General features: G+C 55.2%; 15 protein-coding genes and 1 pseudogene. 9 read left to right on the top strand and 7 right to left on the bottom strand.

Annotated features, from left to right (window positions below):
* Positions 1-23: 23 nt before the first annotated feature.
* The 4 genes from fusA to ACP7IZ_RS10705 form a co-directional block, all read right to left on the bottom strand.
* Entirely contained in the window at positions 24-2,111 is a 2,088-nt protein-coding gene (gene fusA / locus ACP7IZ_RS10720; RefSeq protein WP_426849131.1) for an elongation factor G, read from the bottom strand.
* 229 nt (positions 2,112-2,340) lie between these two features.
* Positions 2,341-2,646: a 50S ribosomal protein L28 gene (gene rpmB, locus ACP7IZ_RS10715; RefSeq protein WP_003624085.1), complete on the bottom strand. Its 306-nt coding sequence runs from the start codon at positions 2,644-2,646 to the stop codon at positions 2,341-2,343.
* Between the two features lie 117 nt (positions 2,647-2,763).
* Positions 2,764-3,057, bottom strand: coding sequence for a hypothetical protein (locus tag ACP7IZ_RS10710; protein WP_035352632.1), 294 nt, complete (start codon positions 3,055-3,057; stop codon positions 2,764-2,766).
* Between the two features lie 96 nt (positions 3,058-3,153).
* Entirely contained in the window at positions 3,154-4,905 is a 1,752-nt protein-coding gene (locus ACP7IZ_RS10705) for an ABCB family ABC transporter ATP-binding protein/permease (RefSeq protein WP_426849188.1), read from the bottom strand.
* Between the two features lie 181 nt (positions 4,906-5,086).
* Between ACP7IZ_RS10705 and ACP7IZ_RS10700 the strand changes: the two genes are divergently transcribed.
* Positions 5,087-5,959 carry an NUDIX domain-containing protein gene (locus tag ACP7IZ_RS10700; RefSeq protein WP_426849130.1) on the top strand — a complete coding sequence of 291 codons (873 nt, stop codon included), beginning with the start codon at positions 5,087-5,089 and terminating at the stop codon, positions 5,957-5,959.
* Between the two features lie 4 nt (positions 5,960-5,963).
* On the opposite strand, the gene ACP7IZ_RS10695 is transcribed toward ACP7IZ_RS10700, so the two are convergent.
* The 3 genes from ACP7IZ_RS10695 to ACP7IZ_RS10685 are packed head-to-tail and all read right to left on the bottom strand — an operon-like array spanning position 5,964 to position 13,493.
* Positions 5,964-8,954: a [protein-PII] uridylyltransferase gene (locus ACP7IZ_RS10695; protein ID WP_006116534.1), complete on the bottom strand. Its 2,991-nt coding sequence runs from the start codon at positions 8,952-8,954 to the stop codon at positions 5,964-5,966.
* A 5-nt stretch (positions 8,955-8,959) separates the two neighbouring features.
* Positions 8,960-11,614 carry a DNA mismatch repair protein MutS gene (gene mutS / locus ACP7IZ_RS10690; protein ID WP_426849128.1) on the bottom strand — a complete coding sequence of 885 codons (2,655 nt, stop codon included), beginning with the start codon at positions 11,612-11,614 and terminating at the stop codon, positions 8,960-8,962.
* A 40-nt stretch (positions 11,615-11,654) separates the two neighbouring features.
* Entirely contained in the window at positions 11,655-13,493 is a 1,839-nt protein-coding gene (locus ACP7IZ_RS10685) for a tetratricopeptide repeat protein (RefSeq protein WP_426849127.1), read from the bottom strand.
* Here ACP7IZ_RS10685 and ACP7IZ_RS10680 point away from each other — a divergent pair.
* The 8 genes and pseudogenes from ACP7IZ_RS10680 to ACP7IZ_RS10645 all read left to right on the top strand — a co-directional run.
* A pseudogene (locus ACP7IZ_RS10680) lies at positions 13,469-13,537 on the top strand (hypothetical protein); the annotation flags it as partial. The gene ACP7IZ_RS10685 and the pseudogene ACP7IZ_RS10680 overlap by 25 nt on opposite strands.
* A 76-nt stretch (positions 13,538-13,613) precedes the next feature.
* The gene (locus ACP7IZ_RS10675) at positions 13,614-15,119 is read left to right on the top strand and encodes a carboxypeptidase M32 (protein WP_426849126.1); all 1,506 of its coding nucleotides are present in this window, start codon (positions 13,614-13,616) and stop codon (positions 15,117-15,119) included.
* Positions 15,120-15,262: 143 nt separating this feature from the next.
* Positions 15,263-16,414: an L-dopachrome tautomerase-related protein gene (locus ACP7IZ_RS10670; protein WP_426849125.1), complete on the top strand. Its 1,152-nt coding sequence runs from the start codon at positions 15,263-15,265 to the stop codon at positions 16,412-16,414.
* Positions 16,415-16,481: 67 nt separating this feature from the next.
* Complete coding sequence (gene thrC / locus ACP7IZ_RS10665) at positions 16,482-17,882, top strand: threonine synthase (RefSeq protein ID WP_426849124.1); 1,401 nt, start codon at positions 16,482-16,484, stop codon at positions 17,880-17,882.
* A 66-nt stretch (positions 17,883-17,948) separates the two neighbouring features.
* Entirely contained in the window at positions 17,949-19,214 is a 1,266-nt protein-coding gene (locus ACP7IZ_RS10660) for a M16 family metallopeptidase (protein ID WP_426849122.1), read from the top strand.
* The gene (locus tag ACP7IZ_RS10655; protein ID WP_426849121.1) at positions 19,211-20,551 is read left to right on the top strand and encodes a TldD/PmbA family protein; all 1,341 of its coding nucleotides are present in this window, start codon (positions 19,211-19,213) and stop codon (positions 20,549-20,551) included. The genes ACP7IZ_RS10660 and ACP7IZ_RS10655 overlap by 4 nt, the downstream gene beginning before the upstream one ends.
* A 28-nt stretch (positions 20,552-20,579) precedes the next feature.
* Positions 20,580-21,551, top strand: a complete 972-nt coding sequence (locus ACP7IZ_RS10650; RefSeq protein WP_426849119.1) for a TIM44-like domain-containing protein — start codon at positions 20,580-20,582, stop codon at positions 21,549-21,551.
* An 86-nt stretch (positions 21,552-21,637) separates the two neighbouring features.
* The gene (locus tag ACP7IZ_RS10645; protein WP_426849117.1) at positions 21,638-21,829 is read left to right on the top strand and encodes a hypothetical protein; all 192 of its coding nucleotides are present in this window, start codon (positions 21,638-21,640) and stop codon (positions 21,827-21,829) included.
* Position 21,830 lies beyond the last annotated feature (1 nt).

Below are 21,830 nucleotides of genomic sequence, written 5' to 3'. Positions count from 1 at the left end.
CCGAAACCGAAAAACGGCTGAAATTACTTGGACTGAGCCATAATTTCTTCAGCAACGTTGCGCGGCACCGGATCGTAGTGATGGAACTGCATGGTGAAGGAGGCACGGCCCTTCGTCATGGAGCGCAGGTGAGAAATGTAGCCGAACATTTCTTTCAGCGGCACATAAGCACGCACCATAACGGTGGAGCCGGAAGTTTCCTGGCTCTGGATCATGCCACGACGACGGTTCAGGTCACCCACCACGTCACCAACGTGATCGTTCGGGGTGGTGATTTCCACGTCCATGATCGGTTCCAGAATAACCGGACCAGCTTTTTTCATGCCATCACGGAAGCAAGCCTTAGCCGCGATTTCGAACGCCAGAGCGGACGAGTCAACGTCATGGTACTTACCGTCAAGCAGCGTGAACTTGAAGTCCACTGTCGGGAAGCCTGCCAGCACGCCAGTAGAAGACTGAACGCGAATACCCTTTTCAACGGCTGGGATGTATTCTCTGGGAACAGAGCCACCAACAACCTTGTTTTCGAACAGGATACCTTCGTTACGTTCAACCGGCTGGAACTCGATCTTCACTTCAGCGAACTGACCGGAACCACCAGACTGCTTTTTATGGGTGTAGGTTTCCGTATGCGGCTGCGTGATGGTTTCACGGTATGCCACCTGCGGTGCGCCCACGTTTGCATCCACACCATATTCACGACGCAGACGGTCGATAATGATGTCCAGATGCAATTCGCCCATGCCGGACAGAATGGTCTGGCCTGTTTCCTGGTCGGTCTTGAGCTGCAAGGAGGGATCTTCACCAGCCAGCTTCTGCAGTGCCAGTGTCATCTTTTCCACTGCGTCCTTGGTTTTCGGTTCGACGGAGATGTCGATAACCGGAACCGGGAAGGACATACGTTCCAGAACAACCGGATCTGCCGGATCTGCCAGCGTATCACCTGTCTGAGAATCTTTCAGGCCCACAAACGCAGCAATGTCACCAGCGTGCACTTCTGTCAGTTCTTCACGCTTATCAGCATGCATCTGATAGATACGGCCGATACGTTCCTTGTGGCCTTTGGTGGTGTTCAGAACCGTATCACCGGTTTTGAGCACGCCGCGATAAACGCGCACAAAGGTTAGCGTACCGTACTTATCGTTGATGATCTTAAAGGCCAGACCAGCAAACTTGCCATTCGGGTCAACCGGAATGATGGGCTGGTTTTTTTCGTCTTCTTCTTCACCTTCCGGCGGAGCGCAACGAATACCTTCAACGTCGTTCGGAGCTGGCAGGTAGTCGATAATGGCATCGAGCAGAGGCTGCACGCCTTTGTTCTTAAACGCCGTACCGCACAGAACCGGACGGAATTCACCGGAAATGGCGCCCTTCTTGATGCAGCGCTTCAGGGTTTCAACAGAAACGTCACCCTTTTCGAAGTATTCTTCCATAGCTGCATCATCAACAGCCAGCGCCGTATCCAGCAGGTTCTGGCGTGCTTCTGCAGCCTTTTCCTTCAGGTCAGCCGGAATTTCTTCATCGTGGAACTTCGCGCCAAGTTCACCGCCTTCCCAGACGATGGCCTTCATTTCCACCAGATCAACAACGCCAACAAACTTGTCTTCTGCGCCAATTGGCAGCTGCAGCGGGATAGCAACGATATCCAGCTTTTCTTTCAGCGTATCAAATGCGCGGTAGAAGTCTGCACCGGTACGGTCCAGCTTGTTGATGAAGATGATCCGAGGCACCTTGTAACGGTCTGCCAGACGCCAGTTGGTTTCGGACTGCGGCTGCACACCAGCCACACCTTCAATAATGAACACGGCCCCGTCGAGCACACGCAAGGAGCGGTTCACTTCAATGTTGAAGTCGATATGTCCGGGCGTATCAATAATGTTAATACGGTGGCCGTCCCACTCACAGGTCACGGCGGCGGACGTAATGGTAATACCACGCTCACGTTCCTGAGCCATGTAGTCTGTTGTGGTGTTACCTTCGTGCACTTCACCAATTTTATGGGAAACGCCGGTGTAGTACAGCATACGTTCGGTCGTGGTCGTCTTACCTGCGTCAATATGCGCGGTAATACCGATATTACGAATCTTGGACAGATCGGATGTGGCGGACACGAAAACCTCCAGAAAACAGGTCAGGCGCGAATGGGAATCCCTTCGCGCCTGTGGCCGCCGCGCGCCGTATTGGCACCTGTGATGTTAAAATCTTCAGGAAACCCGGCTGCCGGAAACCGGCCGATAGACGACGATGTCTGGCACCTTGCCAGACATCTACACCGCAGAAACCGGCCCCACTCCACTAAAAGAGCAGATCCGGCTCCACTGAATTAGGTAAACCCCTGAATCAGGCGCCTGCGGCTGCCTGTTTTTTGGCCTGAGCGCGCAGAACGCGGCGCTTGATGACCTGTGCTTCTTCAGGAAGCTTGCGGTTAGGCGTGCTCAGCAGGAATGCATCCAAGCCGCCATTGTGTTCAATGGTGCGCAGGCCACGAGCACTTACGCGCATACGCACGGCAGAACCCAGAGTTTCGGAAACCAAGGAAGCATCCTGCAGGTTAGGCAGGAAGCGACGGCGGGATTTGTTGTTAGCGTGGCTGACGTTGTTTCCGGTCAGCACACCTTTGCCGGTAATCTGGCAACGACGGGACATTGTCTCATCCTTGTCTTATACAAAATAGGAACAGAGGGCCGAGACAAGCGCCCGGCGACCACATTCAGGATTGGCGCGGCTTATGGCTTAGCCACGGCTTTCAGTCAAGGGTTGTGCTCAGGCTTTCTCGTTTTCCTGCCCGGTCTGTGCCCGAACAGACGCATGCACTTCACCCGATCTGACGCTCTGAGCAGCTGAATCGAGAATGCGCAAAACGGTGTCCTTATCCATAATCTGGGCAAGAATACCTACAGAATTACCCAAAAGAGCGGATGCCACTGCCAGCGGCGGATATTTTTCACTCCGCAGATGTTCAATAGCGTGCTGAATAACCATATCGCACCGCGCCAGATCTTCGGGCACATCCATGTTCGGGCCTGCTGCGGGAGTCTGCCCTGCTGTTTCGGTCATCTCTTTTGATCCTTCATTTTTCTGCGGCCCACATTCTCTGCGGGCGCGCGATTCGTCAGACACAGCCAAGCCTTACCAGCAGGCCTTCGCCTTTTATCACGTCTCCTGCCCGCTTTCTCCCCCCTGAGCAGCCCACATGGATGCATACACCGCATTCTGGGCCAGCAGGGCTGCATGCGTGCCACGCTCAACAATATGCCCCTTGGCCATCACCAAAATTTCGTCTGCATCCACAATGGTGGACAAACGGTGGGCAATAACAAGAGTTGTGCGGCGTGCGGAAACCGTTTTAAGCGCTGCCTGTATTTCTTTTTCAGTATGTGTGTCTAACGCACTCGTGGCCTCGTCAAGCACAAGAACGCGTGGGTCTTTCAAAATCGTGCGGGCAATGGCCACTCGCTGCTTTTCTCCGCCGGACAGTTTAAGCCCGCGTTCACCCACCTGTGTTTCATACCCTTCGGGCAAGGACATGATAAAATCATGTATCTGCGCCAACTGGGCCGCATGCTGCACCTCTGCCGGTGTAGCCCCTAAGCGGCCATAGGCAATGTTGTAACCAATGCTCTCGTTAAACAGCACGGTATCCTGCGGCACCACACCAATGGCGGCGCGCAAGTCTGCCTGCCGATAATCGCGCACATCGTGCCCATCTACCAACACAGAACCCGACCACACATCGTAAAACCGAAACAACAACCGGCTGATGGTAGATTTCCCTGCTCCTGTCGTGCCTACAATGGCAACCTTACGGCCCGGCACCACCTCAAAGCTGATACCGTGCAGAATTTCACGCTCTGCCCGGTATCCAAAATGCACATCCCTAAACGCCACCCGTGCTGGCGCAGAAACCTGCAAGCGTGTGGCTATGGGGAGAGGATGTGCAGGATCTGCAACTTCCACTTCCTCTTCCGTCAGCCCTAGCATGTGTTCCAGATCAACCAGTGCAGTACGAATGGCGGAATAGACAGAACCCAGAAAATTCAGTGGCCCATAAAGTTGCAGCAGATACGTGTTGACCATAACAAACTCGCCAACCGTAATGCGCCCGGCCTCAATATCATGCCCACCCAGCAGCATAATGGCCGTAAGAGACAAAGCGATAATGGCCGCCTGCCCGAAGTTGAGAAAGCCTAAGGAATACTGCGTTTTGCGCGCGGCCTGTTCGTAGCGCGCCTGTGCGCTATCATACCTTTGGGCTTCGTGCGTTTCGTTGCCAAAATATTTTACGGTTTCATAGTTCAGCAGGCTGTCTAGCGCTTTGCCTGTGGCCTCGCTGTTGGTTTCATTCATCTCACGCCGGATTCCCAACCGCCAAGATGTAAACCGCACGGTAAACAGAATGTAGGCCGCAATCATCAGCGCCATTAGCGCCACATACTGCCAATTAAAAACACGCCAGATAACCACCATCACCAACGCCGCCTGCAGGATGGTGGGGGAAATAGACATGATCATCCGCAGCAGCGTTTCCACGGCCTCTGTGCCGCGCTCAATAGCACGCGTGACCCCTCCGGTGCGGCGATCCAGATGAAAGCGCAGGGAGAGCGCATGCATATGCTCAAAACTGCGGTAAGCCGCCTGCCTTGCCACCCGGAACCGGACTGGCGCAAACAAAGCATCTCGCAAATTGGTAAGGGCCGCGGAAACCAGCCGCACCAATCCGTAACAGAGAATTAAAGCCGCAGGCGCCATGGCCAACGAGTGAGGATGCGTAAACCTATCCACCACCTGGCTGTAAACTAACGGAACACCCAATGTGGCCAGTTCACCCCCAAGCATAACCACAAGAACCAGCACAACCCGCCAACGCAGGGCACGATTTTCCTGTGGCCACAAATATGGCAGCAAACGCGAAAGTGTTATGGAAACCGGCTTTTTGAGCGGCCCGGCAGCCGCGCGACGTGGTGGCATAACTCGCATGTGCCATGCTGGGCGCATTTTGCAACCCCGCCACACCTTGCCACCGCCTTTGCCACACCCGATAACAACTTCAGACACGCTAGGCACAGTTCAACAGGATTTTGTTTCCATGTCCCCCGACATCACGCCCTTTCTTCGGCATCTCAGGCAGTGCAACACTGCTATCATTCCTGGCAAACGTGCCCCTTTTTCTCTGGCTGGCACATCTGCCGGGTGGATTACGCCAGAACTGTTTGACAGGCTGGAAAAAGCAGGCTTGGGCAACCGCACAACAGGTTTTAACCTGCCAGACCCGAGCAAGCTGGAAGCTTTGGGCGAAGCTTTGGCGCAAGAAGGTTTTTACCGCTCCCACCACGAACTGTTTGATGTGCGAACAGATGTAGGTGAACCTGCCATTGCCCGCATTGATCGTGGAGCCTTGCCCCTTTTTGGACTGGTGGCCACAGGCGTGCACATGAACGGGCTGGTGCGCAAAGCAGACGGTCTTTATCTATGGACAGGACGCCGGGCTGCAAACAAGCGGCTAGACCCTTCCAAGCTGGACCACTTGGTAGCTGGCGGCGTACCTACAGGCCACACCCCGCGTGAAGCCCTGATTAAGGAAGCCGCAGAAGAAGCCAGCATTCCCCACGATCTTGTAGCTCAGGCACAGGAAACCGGGCATCTGGTTTACGCCATGGAGCGGCCAGAAGGACTAAGGCGAGATATTCTTGTTTGTTATGATCTCTACCTGCCTGAAAGCTTTGAGCCAGAAGCCGCTGATGGCGAAGTGGAATCTTTCGCGCTGTTGCCGTTAGCTAAAGTGTTTCAGATTGTGCGAGATACGGATGAATTTAAGTTCAACGTCAATCTGGTGCTGATTGATCTGTTCCTGCGCCATGGCCTGATAGATGCCAACACATTAGCAGGCCAACAGCTACGCACGGGGCTTAACCATGGCCTTTCCGCTGCCAGCCCCGGGTACCATCCTGTTTCAGCCTGATCTTTCAGGCTGAATAGCGGGCATCTGCGCAAGCGCTGGCTTCGGCTTCAGCTTCCTTCAGCCCGGCCAGCAAGCGCTCACGAATTTCCTCCAGCCGTTTTTTATCCGTAATTTTCAGACCAAACAGGTCTTTTACGTAAAAAACGTCCACTGCCCGCACGCCATACGTGGTGATATGGGCAGAGGCAATTTGCAGGTTCTCACGGCTCATGGCAGCCGTGACATCATGCAGCAGGCCGGGACGATCCCGCCCGTTGATTTCAATAACGGTGTAAGTATTGGAAATACCGTTATCTATCACCACACGTGGCGGAACATGAATGGCCCGCATACGCATGGGCATATGACCAAATCCGGCCCGCGCAATTTCTTCGCTAATATCTATATGACCGCTTAAGCCCTGCTCAATCAAAGATGCCAGACGGGCAAGCTTGTGTGTTTCTTCATATGCCTGCCCAGAGGTATCCTGAATCCAGAACGTATCCAGCGCCATGCCGTGTGTCATGGTATGAATACGCGCATCCACAATGGAAGCCCCTGCCAAAGCCAAAGCTCCTGCTATTTTGGAAAACAGGCCCGGAACGTCCACTGTGTAAATGGTTACTTCCGTCACCCCACGCGCAGGCAGAGGCAGCACTTCTACCGTAAGCGGTGCATCCTTGGCATCTGCCGCCCGGATAAGCCGTGCATGACGGCGATGTGTCTCATAGTCGAAGGAAAGCCAGTAACCAGCGTAACCCAGCCCTAAAAAGCGCTCGATATCCTTTTGGGGAACACCTTCTTCAGTGAGAATATCGGCTGTAATTTCCTTGGCATGGCGCACGCGCACATCTCGTTCCGTGGTGGCCAGACCACCGGCCAGAACTTCTGCTACACGCACATATAGTTCACGCAGCAGCGTGGCCTTCCATGCGTTCCACACGCGGGAACTCACGGCGCGCATATCCACAATAGTCAGCAGCAACAGCAGCCGCAGACGTTCTGGAGACTGCACAATGTCTGCCACATCCAAAATGGTTTTGGGGTCATCAATATCGCGCTGGAACGCTGTATGGCTCAGCAGCAGATGATGCAGCACCAGCCACGAAACAGTTTCTGTTTCTTCGCCGGACATACCTAAGCGCGGGCAAAGTTCAGCCGCAATTTCCGCCCCGATTTCAGAGTGGTCTCCACCCCGCCCCTTGGCAACATCGTGCAACAGAACGGACATATACAACGCCCGCTTGGAATGCAGCCCTTTTACCAGTTCATAGGCAATGGGGATTTCATCCGCCATGCGGCCAGAGGCCACTTCATCCAGAATACGCACGGCTTCTATGGTGTGCTCATCCACCGTAAACACGTGGTACGTATCAAACTGCATCTGCCCGACAATGCGCGCCCAATCTGGAATCAGACGGCCAAAAATGCCGGTTTCGTTCAGAATATGCAGCCAGTGCGCATGCCCTGCGGGTGGATATTCCCCATAAGCAGCAGAGTAGGACAGACCACTTTCTTCCACTACGGAAGGTACAGAAGCCGTTGCCGGGCGACGGCGTGGTTTTTGCTCCACCGTGGATTCATCACCACACAGCAGATCAAGGAAAATACGCGCGGCTTCCGGGTTATCCCGCAGGCTGGTAGCCCGCCGCTCCCACCGGATGAGCTGATGCCGCGCCAACGGGTGCAGCGGACGGCGGCGCACACGCGCCCAATCCAGAATCTGCATCATTTTAATGGGTTCTTGATCGAAACTTACGCCACGATCAGGCAGAATCTGGCCATCCAGTAGGGTAAACCCGGCTTGCCGCATAGCTTCATCTGGCTTGGCAGCATTGGCCACTGGCCCTTGGGCCTGCCGAAGCACTGCGGGTTCTAAAACATGGGTTAACCGCATAACTTCCCGGGCTGTCAGGAAGTAGTGGCGCATAAAGCGTTCTACCCCATTTTGGCGCCCATGCCGGGTATACCCCATGCGTGCGCCAATAACGGGCTGCATATCAAAGGTCAGTCGTTCTTCTGCACGCCCTGCCACGTAGTGCAGATGCAAACGCACTGTCCACAAAAAGTCCCAAGACCGGCGGGCGCGTGCGGCTTCCTGCTCTGTGAGCAGCCCCATCCAGATAAACTCCGGAGCCAGAAGATCTTTGACATGGCGCGTACCAAAAGTGTTGCGGCACATCCAGTACAGGGTTTGCAGATCACGCAGCCCCCCGCGCCCTTCCTTTATGTTGGGCTCTACCAGATACGGGCTATCACCAAACCGCCGGTGGCGTTCCAGACGTTCACGCCGTTTGTCGTGAATAAAGCCAGCGGCACCTGCATCCACACAGGCTAGAATATAGCGGGCCTCAAACGTAGCAAAAAGGGCTGAATCCCCAGCCAGTAAACGCGCATCAAGCAGCGCGGTACGCACTGTGGTATCTTTTTTAGCTTCTTCAATACATTCATTGATGGTGCGGGTAGCATGCCCCACCTTCACGCCCAGATCCCACAGGAAATATAGAACGTATTCAATAAGCGGATGTGCCCGTTCTGCACTTTCTTCCGCCACCAGAAACAGCAGATCGATATCGCTAAAAGGGGCCAAAAGCCCGCGCCCATACCCACCCGTGGCGGCAATGGCAAAGCTGGGCAGCATGCCACTTTCTACAGTGCCCGCCCCAATGGTGGCGCGTACGGCCAGATCAACAATGGCACGCACCATAACATCCGTAAAAACGGCTATCTTTTTGGCTGCCCCAGCACCTTTAAGTTCATGCCGTTCAAAACGGTTGCGTATATCCGCCTGATACCGCCCCAGATGACGGCGGAAAATGGCAACAGCATCATCCCGTTCAGGAATAACCGCATCTTCCGGTGTTGCGTCTCTTAATTCCCGCGTCAGACACGCAGAAAGCATTTCTGGCGTTAGGGTTGCCAGCATGGTCATGTCGGACTGCTGCGCTGCGGCAGGCTCTACGGAAGGGGTGGGCATGAGAGGCGAGTTCTGCTCCTGAATGGGGTCTGGCGTCATAGTGTTTAGTCTGCCACCTGCGCGTGTTCTTCCTGCGCCGCTTCCTTGCGCAATTCGTACAGAAGATCCAGCGCTGCGCGGGGTGTCAGACTATCCGGGTCAATTTCCATCAAACGTTTACTTAACGTATTTTGGGGCTCTGGGGGTAATGCCTTCTGCGTGTCAAACAACGGAAGGGGTTCGGGTATTGTATTTTCAGCACGTTCCAACTCCCGCAGCAGGCGCCCTGCCCGATCCACCACAGCGTGCGGCACACCGGCCAACCGCGCAACGTGTACACCCCAGCTTTTTTTAGCTGATCCTGCAAGCACTTCATGCAAAAACACAATTTGCCCCCGCCATTCCCGCACCGCCATAGTATGCAAAGAAAGCCGCGGGAGTGTATCCACCAAGCGCGAAAGTTCATGAAAATGCGTTGCAAAGATTGCACGGCAGCGCACGCTGGAATGCAAAGCCTCCAGCACAGACCATGCAATTGCCAAACCATCCAATGTGGCCGTGCCGCGCCCAATCTCGTCCACCACAACAAGAGAACGCGGGCCAGCTTGGTTAAGAATGGCGGCAGTTTCCGTCATTTCCACCATAAAAGTGGAGCGCCCGCGCGCCAGATCATCCGAAGCCCCTACGCGAGAGAAAAGCTGATCCACCACTCCGATTCGGACCCGGTCTGCCGGAACAGGGAACCCTCCTTGCGCCAGAATAACTGCTAGCGCTGTCTGGCGCAGATAGGTGGATTTACCGGCCATATTTGGCCCTGTTAGCAGCATAACGCGCTGCTGCGGTGCCAGATCACACGTATTGGGTGTAAAACGCGTGCCGGCTGGCAAGGCTGCTTCTACTACCGGGTGGCGGCATCCTTCCAACGCGAATGCGAAATCCTCCGTCACCTCTGGCCGGCACCACGTGCCACTTCCCGCAAGATCTGCACAGGATTGCAAAACATCCAGCACAGCCAAGGCCTGTGCCAAAACCGGCATACTGCGTTCTGCCAGAACCTGTTCCACCAACGCGCTGAATAATTCTTTTTCACGCTGAGATGCTTTTTCTGCGGCCTCGGTTATACGGGCATCCAGCGTTGAGAGTTCTTCTGTAGCAAAACGCGCATTGCTGGCTGTGCCCTGCCGCAAGATAAGTTCTGGCTTATCCTTCAGCTTGGCGCTGGCCGCCACGGGCACTTCCATCACGTAGCCAAGCTGCGCATGATGACGGATTTTAAGGCTGTTCAGCCCATAATGTGCAGCATACTTCGCCTGCAAGCCCGCTATCAGACGGCGTGAATCATCTCGTAACCCTCGGTATTCATCCAGTTTGGCATCATAGCCCTGCGCGATAACGCCGCCATCATCCAGCCGCGCTGGAAGGTTTTCCGCCAGCGCACGCATGAGTTCAGCCTCTAGCGCTTGCCCTCCGCCTAACCTTGTAACCGCCTGATGTAACGCCGGAGGTAATGAGGCAGCAGAGGCCGTAAGAATACGTGCGGCCTCCCGCGCTACCATAAGGCCATCACGCATGGCGGCCAGGTCTCGCGGTTGCCCACGCCCAAGGGATAAGCGACCTAATGCCCGAGCAATATCCGGTGCTTTTTTGAGTGTTCCACGCAACGCCTCACGCCGCACAGAATCTTCTTTCAGCCACCACCAACCTTCCTGCCGGGCTGCAATCTGGCCTGCATGTGTAAGTGGAGCCGCCAGCCACTCTGCCAACATACGCGCACCTGCGGCACTGACCGTACGGTTTACGGCGGAAAATAGCGTGTGCTCATCCCCTCCGTCCCGCGCACGCAAAATATCCAAACTGGCCCGTGTGGCCGGATCTATGCCCAGAATCCCGCTTTCGTTTTGCGGAACAGGATGTGCCAAACGTGGCAACTTGCCAGCCTGACTACGCTGAACGTATTCCACCGCCATGGCAGCGGCCACGCTTTCTTCATCCGTAAAAGTGCCAAAGGCTTCTATGCTGGCCACATCAAAGGCACTAGCCAAACGCTGGCGGGCCGTATCTGCGCCAGATGCCACAGTTTCCGGCGCACGGCGGGCCTCATAATCCGCCAGATTGAGAACGGCAGGCGCAAGAATTTCCGCAGGATCCAAACGGCCTAAAAGCGCGGGAAGCCCCTTACCTGTCAGGCTTTCGGTTTCAAATAAGCCGGTTGAAACATCAATCCACGCCGCGCCAATAACTGTATCCGCAAAGGATGCCTCAGCTTTTTTGCCTTTCCCCTTCCCTTGTGGCGTTGTGAGCGCCAGCGCAAGCAAAAGGTTGGAACGCCCCGGTTCCAGCAATTCATCTTCTGTTAACGTGCCGGGGGTAATTACCCTTACAACGCCACGCGCCAAAGGCCCCTTGTTTGCCGGCCTGCCTTTACGGGGTGTTTCCGTCTGCTCTGCCACCGCCACCCGGAAACCGCGCCGGATCAAACGCGCAAGATAAGCTGGGGCCGCCGCCACAGGCACCCCACACATGGGAATCGGTTCCCCCGCATGGGTTCCTCGTGCTGTTAGGGCAATATCCAGCGCGGCGGCGGCAGCCGTGGCATCATCAAAAAACAGTTCGTAAAAATCGCCCATACGGAAGAACAGCAGGGCTTCAGGATTTTCGGCCTTGAGGGTGAACCACTGCGCCATTGCCGGCGTAGCGCCTTTGGAGGAAATGCGTGTCATACCGCTATCATAAAGTGCTCTCGCATAGCGGCAACAGCCTTTAGGGCACCATATCCGTGCGTTTTTCAGCCATCTTCTGCAAAACCTGCACAACAGTTGCTATACAGGGCTGCCACGGGGCATCACCCTCGCCTGCCCGAGGCTGACGAATAACCCTAACGGAAGGATACCACAGGCTTCGCACCTCTCCATCTGGCTGCGTAATGGTGGAACCAGCCGCCCAGCGCCAGTCTCCGCCAAAGCGATCAAGCAGCAACACGGGCAGCCCGAGTAAACCACCCAAATGCGCTATCATCGTATCCACGGTTATCACCACATCCAGCCCCGCCATGATACGGAATGTGTCCAGCACATCCCCTTGCGGTAATTGTGCCATTGGGAACGGAGTTTGCTGTGCTCCCGCATTTTTTTGGAGAGACTGAAACACAATATTATTCAGCCGCCCCAATGGTTCGAGCACTTGCGGATTGATCGAACGCCTGCGATCAAACTGATAAGTGGGGTTACCCGCCCAACATAGCCCGACATGCAAAACAGATTTTTTGCCGGGTGCAGACTTTTGAACTCCCGCAATATCGGGCTGCCACGCAAACGGCGCTTCCATCCCCAGCACATCAGGTAGGCTCATAAGCCCGCAAGCTGCCTTAGCTTTTAAAGCGCGTTGGCTTGCGCATACCGTTACATTTGGCAGGCGCGCCAGATCCATCTGCTGCACAAAACTGCGTATGCTTTGCGGCACATACAACAGCACCGGAACGCGCCGCGCCGCCGGAGCAACATAACGCAGAAATTGCAATACATCGCCCAACCCTTGCTCTGCATATAGCAACACCGGGCTTTCCTGTGGCGTACCGTCCCATTGTGGCAAGCCAGCCGCACAAGCCGGAGGGGCAACAAGCTGGCGGCGTGCCTCAAACAATTTCCAGCCCTGAGCAAAACGACCTTCCGCCAAATACAGCACACCGAGGTTCATCCGTGCACGGGCGGCATCCATACCTTTGCCTGCTAGGGTTTCTGCCTTGCAGAGCAATGCCTCTGCCCGCTCATTCTCTCCTAAATCAGCAAGAGCCGTGGCGTAATTGAGCATCAAGCGGGCATCATTCTGCTGTAATGCACACGCAACTTGGAGTTCTTGGGCAGCATTTTCCAACTGCCCCAGCGCCATATGCACTAGCCCCAGATTACTGCGTGTTTCTGCTGCTTTGGGTTCTAATTGCACAGATTTTGCCAGAACGTCTCGGGCCTGCTCATAACTGCGCGTGGCAAACAACGCTGCTCCATGATTAGCCAGAGCAGGCGCAGATGTTGGCAACTCTGCGGCCACAACCCGAAAATAGGGTTCGGCTTCTGCCGCCTTGCCTGCCCCATGCAGGATCATGCCATGTAGATTTTGCGCAAACAGATTTTGTGTATCCAGCCGTAAAGCTTTGCCGGAAACCTCTATCGCTTTTTCCAACTGCCCATGACGGGACAAAAAAGCTGCCAGCGCCAGATGGCGCTCCTGCTCCAATGGCCGCAATCTTATGGTCGTACGCAAAGCGCGTTCGGCCTCTGCAATACGATGCTGTGCTTCCAGAACCGAGGCCATGGCATCATGCGCGCGTGGGTCTCTTGGGGATGCAAGAACAGCAACATGAATGGCTGCCCGCGCAGCCTCTACCTGCCCTTCTGCCAACAAGGCCAAACCCAACGTAATATGAAAATGCGGTTCGGCCTCTAACTGCACAGCCTTGGCCGCCAAGGCCACTGCGGCGCGGTTATCTCCACCCGCACGCGCCACACAGGCCATGCCATGCAGTGCGCCCGCATGGCCCGGATTCTGCTGCAGGCAATTTTGCAAAACACGCAAAGCCTGCTCCGCATTACCCTGCGCCAGCAATACCAGTGCAGATTCTACCTGTGTATCTATCTGCATGGTTCTAGCTGACTCCTTTTTGTCATCTGAGATGCCTCAGAAAGTGCATTCCGTGCGCGGCGTGTATGCTTTACCATATAGGCCATGAATAAAGCCTATCTTTCCCTTGAACGCCACTTTGCCCGCCTTTCCTCTCTGAATGATGCCATCGGCATACTCTGCTGGGATAAAGAGGTGATCATGCCCTCCGGCGCGGCAGAACGCCGGGCAGAAAATCTGGCCATGCTGGAAGGCCTGCGCCACGAAATTCTGACAGCCCCAGTTGTTGCCGAACTACTAGAACAGGCAGAACCGGGTGATGATGTCTGGCGCAGCGCCAATCTGGAAGAAATGCGCCGCCTGCACGCCCACGCCACAGCCTTACCCGGAGAACTGGTAGAAGCCAGCACGCAGGCCACGGCGCGCTGCGAAATGGTATGGCGCACTGCACGCGAGAATGGTGATTTTGCAGCCATTCTCCCCACGCTTTCTGAAGTACTGCGCCTCACGCGTGAAGTTGCTGTTGCTACAGGGGAAAAGCTGGGCCTTTCCCCTTACGATGCACTGCTGGATACGTTTGACCCCGGCACCCGCCAAACAGATATAGATCCGGTTTTTACACAACTTGCTGCTGGTCTGCCTGAACTGATTGGCACAGTGCTGGAAAAACAGAACAGCCTACCCGCTGCTACGCCATTGCCCGGCCCATTTTCCGTGCCGCGGCAGGAAGCGCTGGGCCGCCAGCTTATGCAGCAGCTTGGGTTTGATGTAACGCGCGGGCGGCTGGATGTCAGCACGCATCCCTTTTGCGGTGGGGCAACGCATGATGTGCGGCTGACCACCCGTTACGATGAAAATGATTTCATCCCCGCCATGATGGGTGTGCTGCATGAAACCGGCCACGCCCTATATGATATGGGCCTGCCGCAAGAATGGCTCTCTCAGCCCGTTGGGCAGGCCGGGGGCATGACGCTGCATGAAAGCCAATCCCTGCTGATGGAAATGCAAGTGTGCCGTTCCAACGCTTTTGCAGGATGGCTTGCGCCCAAACTTCAGGCCGCTTTTGATGTCCCCGCAGCCACCGCTGGCTGGGATGCACAAAATATCCACCGGCTTCTTACTCACGTGCAGCCAGGCTTTATTCGGGTAGATGCTGATGAGGTCACGTACCCGGCTCATATTCTCGTACGTTATGAACTGGAAAAAGCACTGATTTCTGGTGACTTACCGTTGGCCGACCTGCCCGCTGCGTTTAATGAGCGTATTCATGCACTTCTGGGGCTGCATGTGCCGGATGATGGGCGCGGCTGCTTGCAGGATATTCATTGGCCGGAGGGGCTGTTCGGTTACTTCCCGTGCTACACTCTTGGCGCTTTAACAGCCGCACAACTGCGAGAAGCCGCTTGCAAACAGGTGCCGCAAATTATGCCTGCCATTGCCAAAGGTGATTTTAGGCCGCTGTTGGGGTGGCTGCGTGAAAACGTGCATAGCCGTGCACGCAGTGCCTCCATGCCCCAGATTGTGCAGGACGCCACAGGGCGCAAGCTGGATGCCTCGGCCTATCTGGCCCATATCCAGCGCCGTTATGTGGAACGCGCGGAAGACGCATAAGCCACCGTTTCTTTCCTTCATGCCTGAATGTGGCAGCGGGGCATCCGCCCCGCACAGAACGCGTTTGCATAAACGACTTACAGCCCCGAGACTGCCACATTCATTTTTCACCCGTTTGCAAGATTTCTGACCGGACGCCCCTGATGAAGCATTCTTTCCTGCGTTCTGTTCTGCCGCGCCGCACGGTTTGCCGTGCCATGCTGGCGGCTGCACTGCTCTCTCCTTTTGTCGGGCACTCTGCATGGGCAGTGCATATGCCCAAAGTGCCGGAACTTCCTGCTTCTGCGTTGGTGCCTTTTATGCAGTCCAACCAACAGATATGGGATGCCATTCTACCCCTGCCGGATGGACGGATGTTGCTGGAAGCCCCTGCGTGGGTTGGCAACACGGGCCCGCAGTTATGGGTAAGGCAGACTGATGGCAGCCTTGCCCCATACCCAGATGCAGGCTGGAACACCCGTGAGGCCACAAACGATACCCATTTTGTAGCCCTTGCAGGCATGACACGCACCGCAGATGGCAGCATCTGGGTGTTGGATAGCGGCGTGCCGAACCGTGAAAAACCGCCCGTTGCGGCCCCGCGCCTGATCCAGATTGACCCAACCACCAACACTGTCACCCATACAGTGCCGATAGAAGCCAATCTGCTACATCAGGGCAGTATTCTTTCTGGCATTGCTGTGCATGGCACCACGGCTTACGTGCCGGATTCTGGCGTGGCTGGGCTGTTGCTTATTGATATTCCATCTGCATCCGGTCGGCGTTTTCTGGACCATCACCCTGCCCTTACCGCCACTAAGCCGATCCAGACTCCCACAGGCCCGCTGCTGAACGCGAATGGTCAGGCCATTGCCGTAGATACCAGCATGATTGCCGTAAGCCCGGATGGCACATGGATTGTCATGCAGCCGCCCGCAGGTTTTCTGTATCGTGTTTCCACCTCTTTGTTTACGGACCCGGACGTTACTCCGGCAGCGTTTGAAGAAGGCGTGACACAATGGTATAAAACCCCTGCTCTGGGCGGCCTGACCATTGATAATGATGGCACGCTTTACTGGTCTGATATCACCACAGGTAGCATCCTGAGTTACACAGTTGGGCGCATTCCGCGCCGGTTGGTGATGGATGAGCGCCTGAAATGGCCCACCACGCCCGGTTTGGATGGCCACGGCCATTTGTACGTAGCAGCCAGTCAGCTTGATCACAGCGTAGGGTTTGGGGCCGCAACGCCTTCTATTTCATGGCCGATTACGGTGTATCAGCTTACGCTGCCCACAACGCCTCCACCCCAATAAAGACTACAGGCTTTTCCCCTAAAAAGGACACTTCGCGGCGTTCGCCATTCAGGATATAAGTTTCTCCATGCGCTATATTTCCACACGCGGGAATGCTCCCGTCCTTTCCTTTGCCGATGTTCTGCTTACCGGTCTTGCCGAGGATGGCGGCCTGTATCTGCCCGAAACATGGCCCGAATTCTCGCTATCTGATTGGGAAAGCCTGCGTGGCCTGCCCTATCCGGAACTGGCTGCCCGTGTTCTGGCCCCGTTTGCAGCACCGGATATAGATCTGGAAACACTGCGCGGCCTGTGCGCCAAGGCCTATGCCAATTTTGATCATCCAGCCATTGTGCCACTTACACAGGTGGAAGATGGCCTGTTTGTGCAAGAACTGTTCCACGGCCCCACGCTGGCATTCAAAGACATGGCCATGCAAGTGCTTGGCCAGCTTTTTGAACATGTGCTGACCCAGCGGAATGACCACGTAACCATTGTAGGCGCCACCTCTGGTGATACAGGCTCTGCCGCTATTGAAGCCTGCCGTGGGCGGGACCGTCTGTCTGTTATCATCCTGCACCCCAAAGGCCGCACTTCTGAAGTGCAGCGCCGCCAGATGACAACCGTTCTGGATTCCAACGTCACCAACCTCGCCGTTGAAGGCACGTTTGATGATTGTCAGGATCTGGTAAAAGCCCTGTTTGCTGATCTGCCTTTCCGCCGGGAAATGCATCTTTCAGCCGTCAATTCCATCAACTGGGCACGTATTGCAGCTCAAATGCCCTACTATGTTTATGCGGCTTTAAACTTTGGCGCCCCAGAGCGTGAAGTTTCCTTTGCTGTGCCTACAGGCAACTTTGGCAATATTCTTGCTGCTTGGGCCGCACGCAAAATGGGGCTGCCTATCAAGCACCTGTGCGTTGGCTCCAACCGGAATGACATTCTCACCCGGTTCCTGAACGCCAATGACATGACAATCAAAGGCGTGGTCCCCAGCCTTTCCCCATCCATGGACATTCAGGTGTCTTCCAACTTTGAACGTCTGCTGTTTGAACTTCTGGGCCGTGATGCCGCTGCCTGCGCACGCATCATGACGGGCTTCCGCGCCACAGGGCATATGGATGTGCCTGAAGAAGTGTGGGAAAATGCCCGCACCGTTTTCTCTGGCCTTGCGCTGGATGATGAACAGACGGAAGCGGAAATTCGCAACCTGCACCAGAAGTCCAATTATCTGGCAGACCCACACAGCGCCATTGGTATTGCGGCTGGCCGCAAATTCCGGCAGGCTGGCGTGCCGATGATTGCAGAAGCCACAGCACATCCGGCCAAGTTCCCCGATGCCATGGTGGCGGCTACGGGTATTCATCCGGCATTGCCTGTGCATCTGGAAGATCTGTTTGAACGGGAAGAACGTTACCGCACTGTTCCAGCAACCGAAGGCGCAATTAAGGATGCTGTGCGCGCTGCGGTACTGGCAAACGCTCCCTAACACCCCACATCTTACTTTCCCGTGTCAGGCCGCCTTGCCCGGCGGCCTTTCTTTTTCAGGACAAGAATGACAGACCCCATCAACATTACCCGCCTGCCCTCCGGCTTAACTGTTGTGACAGAACGCATGGAACGGGTGGAAACAGTTTCTTTCGGGGCCTATGTGGCCACAGGCACACGCCACGAAACGGCAGAAGAAAACGGTGTTTCTCACTTTTTGGAACACATGGCCTTTAAAGGCACAACCAGCCGCTCCGCCCTGCGCATTGCCGAGGAAATCGAGAATGTTGGCGGGCATATCAATGCCTACACCGCGCGGGAGCAGACTGTTTATTACGTCAAGCTTCTTAAGGAAAATCTGGGGCTAGGTGTTGATATCATTGGTGATATCCTCACCAACTCCACGTTTGATCCTGCGGAAATGGAGCGCGAACGCGGGGTTATTCTGCAAGAAATCGGACAGGCAAATGATACGCCTGACGATGTGGTTTTTGATCATTTTCAGGAAACAGCTTTCCCTGACCAACCGATGGGCCGCCCAACATTGGGCACGGAAAGCCTGATCCGGGATATGAGCCGCGAAACCCTGATGCGCTATATGAAAGCGCATTACACCACAGACAACATGATTGTGGCAGCCGCTGGTAACTTGCACCATGAAGATGTGGTGCAGCGTGTGCAGCAGCATTTTGCCAATCTGTCCTCATCCTCTGCACCGGCAACACTCTCTGCCCGTTATGGCGGCGGGGAATTCCGCCAGGTGAAGGAGCTGGATCAGGCGCATGTTGTGCTGGGCTTTCCCTCCTTTGGGTATGAAGACCCGGATTACTTTCCGGCTCTTCTGCTTTCCACTGTGTTGGGTGGTGGCATGTCTTCCCGCCTGTTTCAGGAAATTCGGGAAAAACGTGGGCTTGTTTACTCGGTCTATTCCTTCAATGCACCGTTCACTGATGGTGGTATTTTCGGCATTTATGCAGGCACAGGCGCCAAGGAATGTGCGGAACTGGTGCCCGTAACGCTGGAAGAACTGAACAAAATTCAGCGGTATGTTACGGAAGAAGAACTCGTGCGCGCACGGGCACAGCTTAAAGCCTCGCTTTTGATGTCCTTGGAAAGCACCGGCAGCCGATGCGAACAGATTGCACGACAGTTGCAGATTTTCGGTCGGATTATTCCTACAGCCGAAACTGTCCGCAAAATTGAGGCTGTAAACGCTGGGGATATTTGCCGTGCGGCATCGCGCATTTTTACGGGCACACCCACGCTTGCGGCTCTTGGCCCGATTGAGCACATTCCTTCCTTGCAGATCATTACGGAGAAACTGGCAGCATGACGGAACAAACCCTAGACCGTATTTCTGATCTGGTTGCCCGCGCACGCAAGGCTGGGGCAGATGCGGCAGATGCCGTATTTGTCCGCAGCGTGGCGGCAGGTGCCGGTGTCCGCAATGGCGTGACAGAAGAACTGGAACGATCTGAAACCACGGATCTGGGGCTTCGTGTTTTTGCTGGCAAAAAAAGTGCCATTCTTTCTACCACCACGCCGGAGCCTTCGCGCTTTGATGCGCTGATAGAACAAGCCATGGCCATGGCCCGCGTTCTGCCAGAAGATCAATACGCCGGGCTTAACCCACTAGCCCAGCAAGGCCGCTTTACCCAGAATGATCTGGAATTGGCAGATTCGGCTGAACCTACAACCGAAGAACTGTTGGCCCGTGCACGCGCTGGAGAAGAAGCAGCTCTGGGCATAAAAGGCGTAACCAACAGCGCCGGTAGCAGTGCCTCTTGTGGGCGCACAGAAGTATATCTGGTTACATCCGCCGGGTTTGCCGGAAGCTATACCCGTACGCAGCACTCCAACTCTGTATGTGTGCTGGCTGGTGCTGGCGACAGCATGCAGCGTGATTACGATTACCACGGCACGGTATGGCTGCGTGATCTAAAAGATGCGGTAGAACTTGGCAAAAGTGCCGGTGAAAAAGCCATTGCACGCCTTAACCCCATTAAACCCCGTACTGGCCGCTACCCTGTTGTGTTTCACCCACGGGTAGCAAATAGCTTTTTGGGGCACTTTGCAGGGGCCATTACAGGCACGGCCATTGCGCGTGGTACATCCTTTTTAAAGAACAAACTGGGCCAGCCTATTTTTGCCCAGAACGTAACCATTACGGATGATCCAACCCGCAAAAAGGGCCTGCGTTCCCGCCCGTTTGATGGTGAAGGCATGCAGGTTGCACCATTGCATCTGGTAGAAAATGGCACTTTGCAAAGCTGGATTTTGGATAGCCGAAGTGCGCGCCAACTTGGGCTGCAAAGCAATGCCCATGCCTCTCGCGGAACATCTGGCCCACCCGGCCCGTCTGCCACCAATCTGTTTTTTGAACCCGGCACACTCTCCCCCACCGAACTGATGGCGGATATCAAGGAAGGCCTCTATATTACCGAGATGATGGGATCTTCCATCAATGGCCTTACCGGTGATTACAGCCGTGGCGCTTCTGGGTTTATGATTCGCGATGGCAAGATTGCAGAAGCCGCTGCCGAGTTCACCTTGGCAGGCAACCTTCTGGATATTTTTGCGTCCATTACATTAGCTCATGATCTGGACTTCCGTTTTGGCACGGACGCCCCCACATTACGTACAGATGCCCTAAGCATTGCCGGGGCATAACCTCTCTCAGCCGGAGACTATTCTTTCTGTGAAACCCCGCATTTTTGCACCTGTTCTCACTGCCTTCCTGAGCATCAGCCTTCTTGCCGGGCCTTTGGCCCTGCATGCTGATGCCCGCCCCGGCCAAGGTGGCTCTATGGGCAGCCGTGGCAGCAGAACATGGAGCGCGCCTCCACCCACACGCACGGCACCTTATAGTGCGGCCCCAATGGAACGCTCCATTACGCCGCGCACCGCGCCTTCCCCTAACTATGGGCCGCAAACAGCACCGTTTGCACGTCCGGCAGCACCCTTTGCTCAGCCTGGCGTTCGGCACCCATTCCTAACCGGATTTGCCGGTGGGTTTTTGGGAGCTGGCTTGTTTGGCCTGTTGAGTGGGCACGGCTTTTTTGGCGGTATGCACAGCTTCTTCAGCCTGATCGGGTTGATGATCCAGATCGCCTTTGTGGTTATGATTATTATGTGGCTGGTGCGGCGTTTTACTGGCAACAAAAGCTCTGGTGGCAGCCATTTTGCCATGGGTTCAGGCGGGGTAGCCAATGCACCGGGTATAACGCCTGGGGCTATGCCTTCTGCCGGTGGAAATGCCTCCTTGCAGATTAATACTGCGGATTATCAGGCTTTCCAGCAAACGCTAATGGATATCCAAACAGCGTGGAACCAGCAGAATATTCCGGCCTTGCAGCAAATGGCCACACCTGAAATGGTCTCTTACTTTAACGAGCAGCTTTCTGCCCTTGCCAGCCAAGGGGCCCGTAATGTTGTTTCGGATGTGCATTTCATCCAAGGCGATCTGGCAGAGGCATGGCGTGAAAACGGCATGGATTTTGCGACTGTTGCCATGCGCTACAGCCTGATTGACCTTACAACCAATGCCACAGGGCAGGTTATTCAGGGCAGTTCGACCGAGCCGGTGAACATTACCGAGCTATGGACCTTTACCCGGCCTTCTCGCGGGGGGCGTTGGCTTCTTTCCGCCATACAGCAAACCCGTCAGTAAGCACTGGCATTTTGTAGCCCCGCCCTTTAACCTTAAGGGCGGGGCTTTTTATTGCCTACCTGATACCTACCGGGGGATATGCTATTATGCTGCTGCTTGAAGTTCTGACTGCATGCAGTGTTACGTTAGCAATCTGCTTTGGTGTGTTTTTTCTGTTCTGGCAGAAACGTAAACTGGCAGAGCTGGAAGCAGATCTCATCCGCTTGCGTACACAGGGCATAGATGTCAGCAAAGATACGCTTCTAAACGCACAAAGCCCTGCACAAAAGCAAGGCTAAG

The sequence above is a fragment of the Acetobacter sp. AAB5 genome (assembly GCF_050106715.1).
Taxonomy (GTDB): Bacteria; Pseudomonadota; Alphaproteobacteria; order Acetobacterales; family Acetobacteraceae; genus Acetobacter; species Acetobacter oryzifermentans.
Note: the sequence above shows the minus strand (reverse complement) of the source record. Positions and strands in the feature narration are given on the sequence as shown.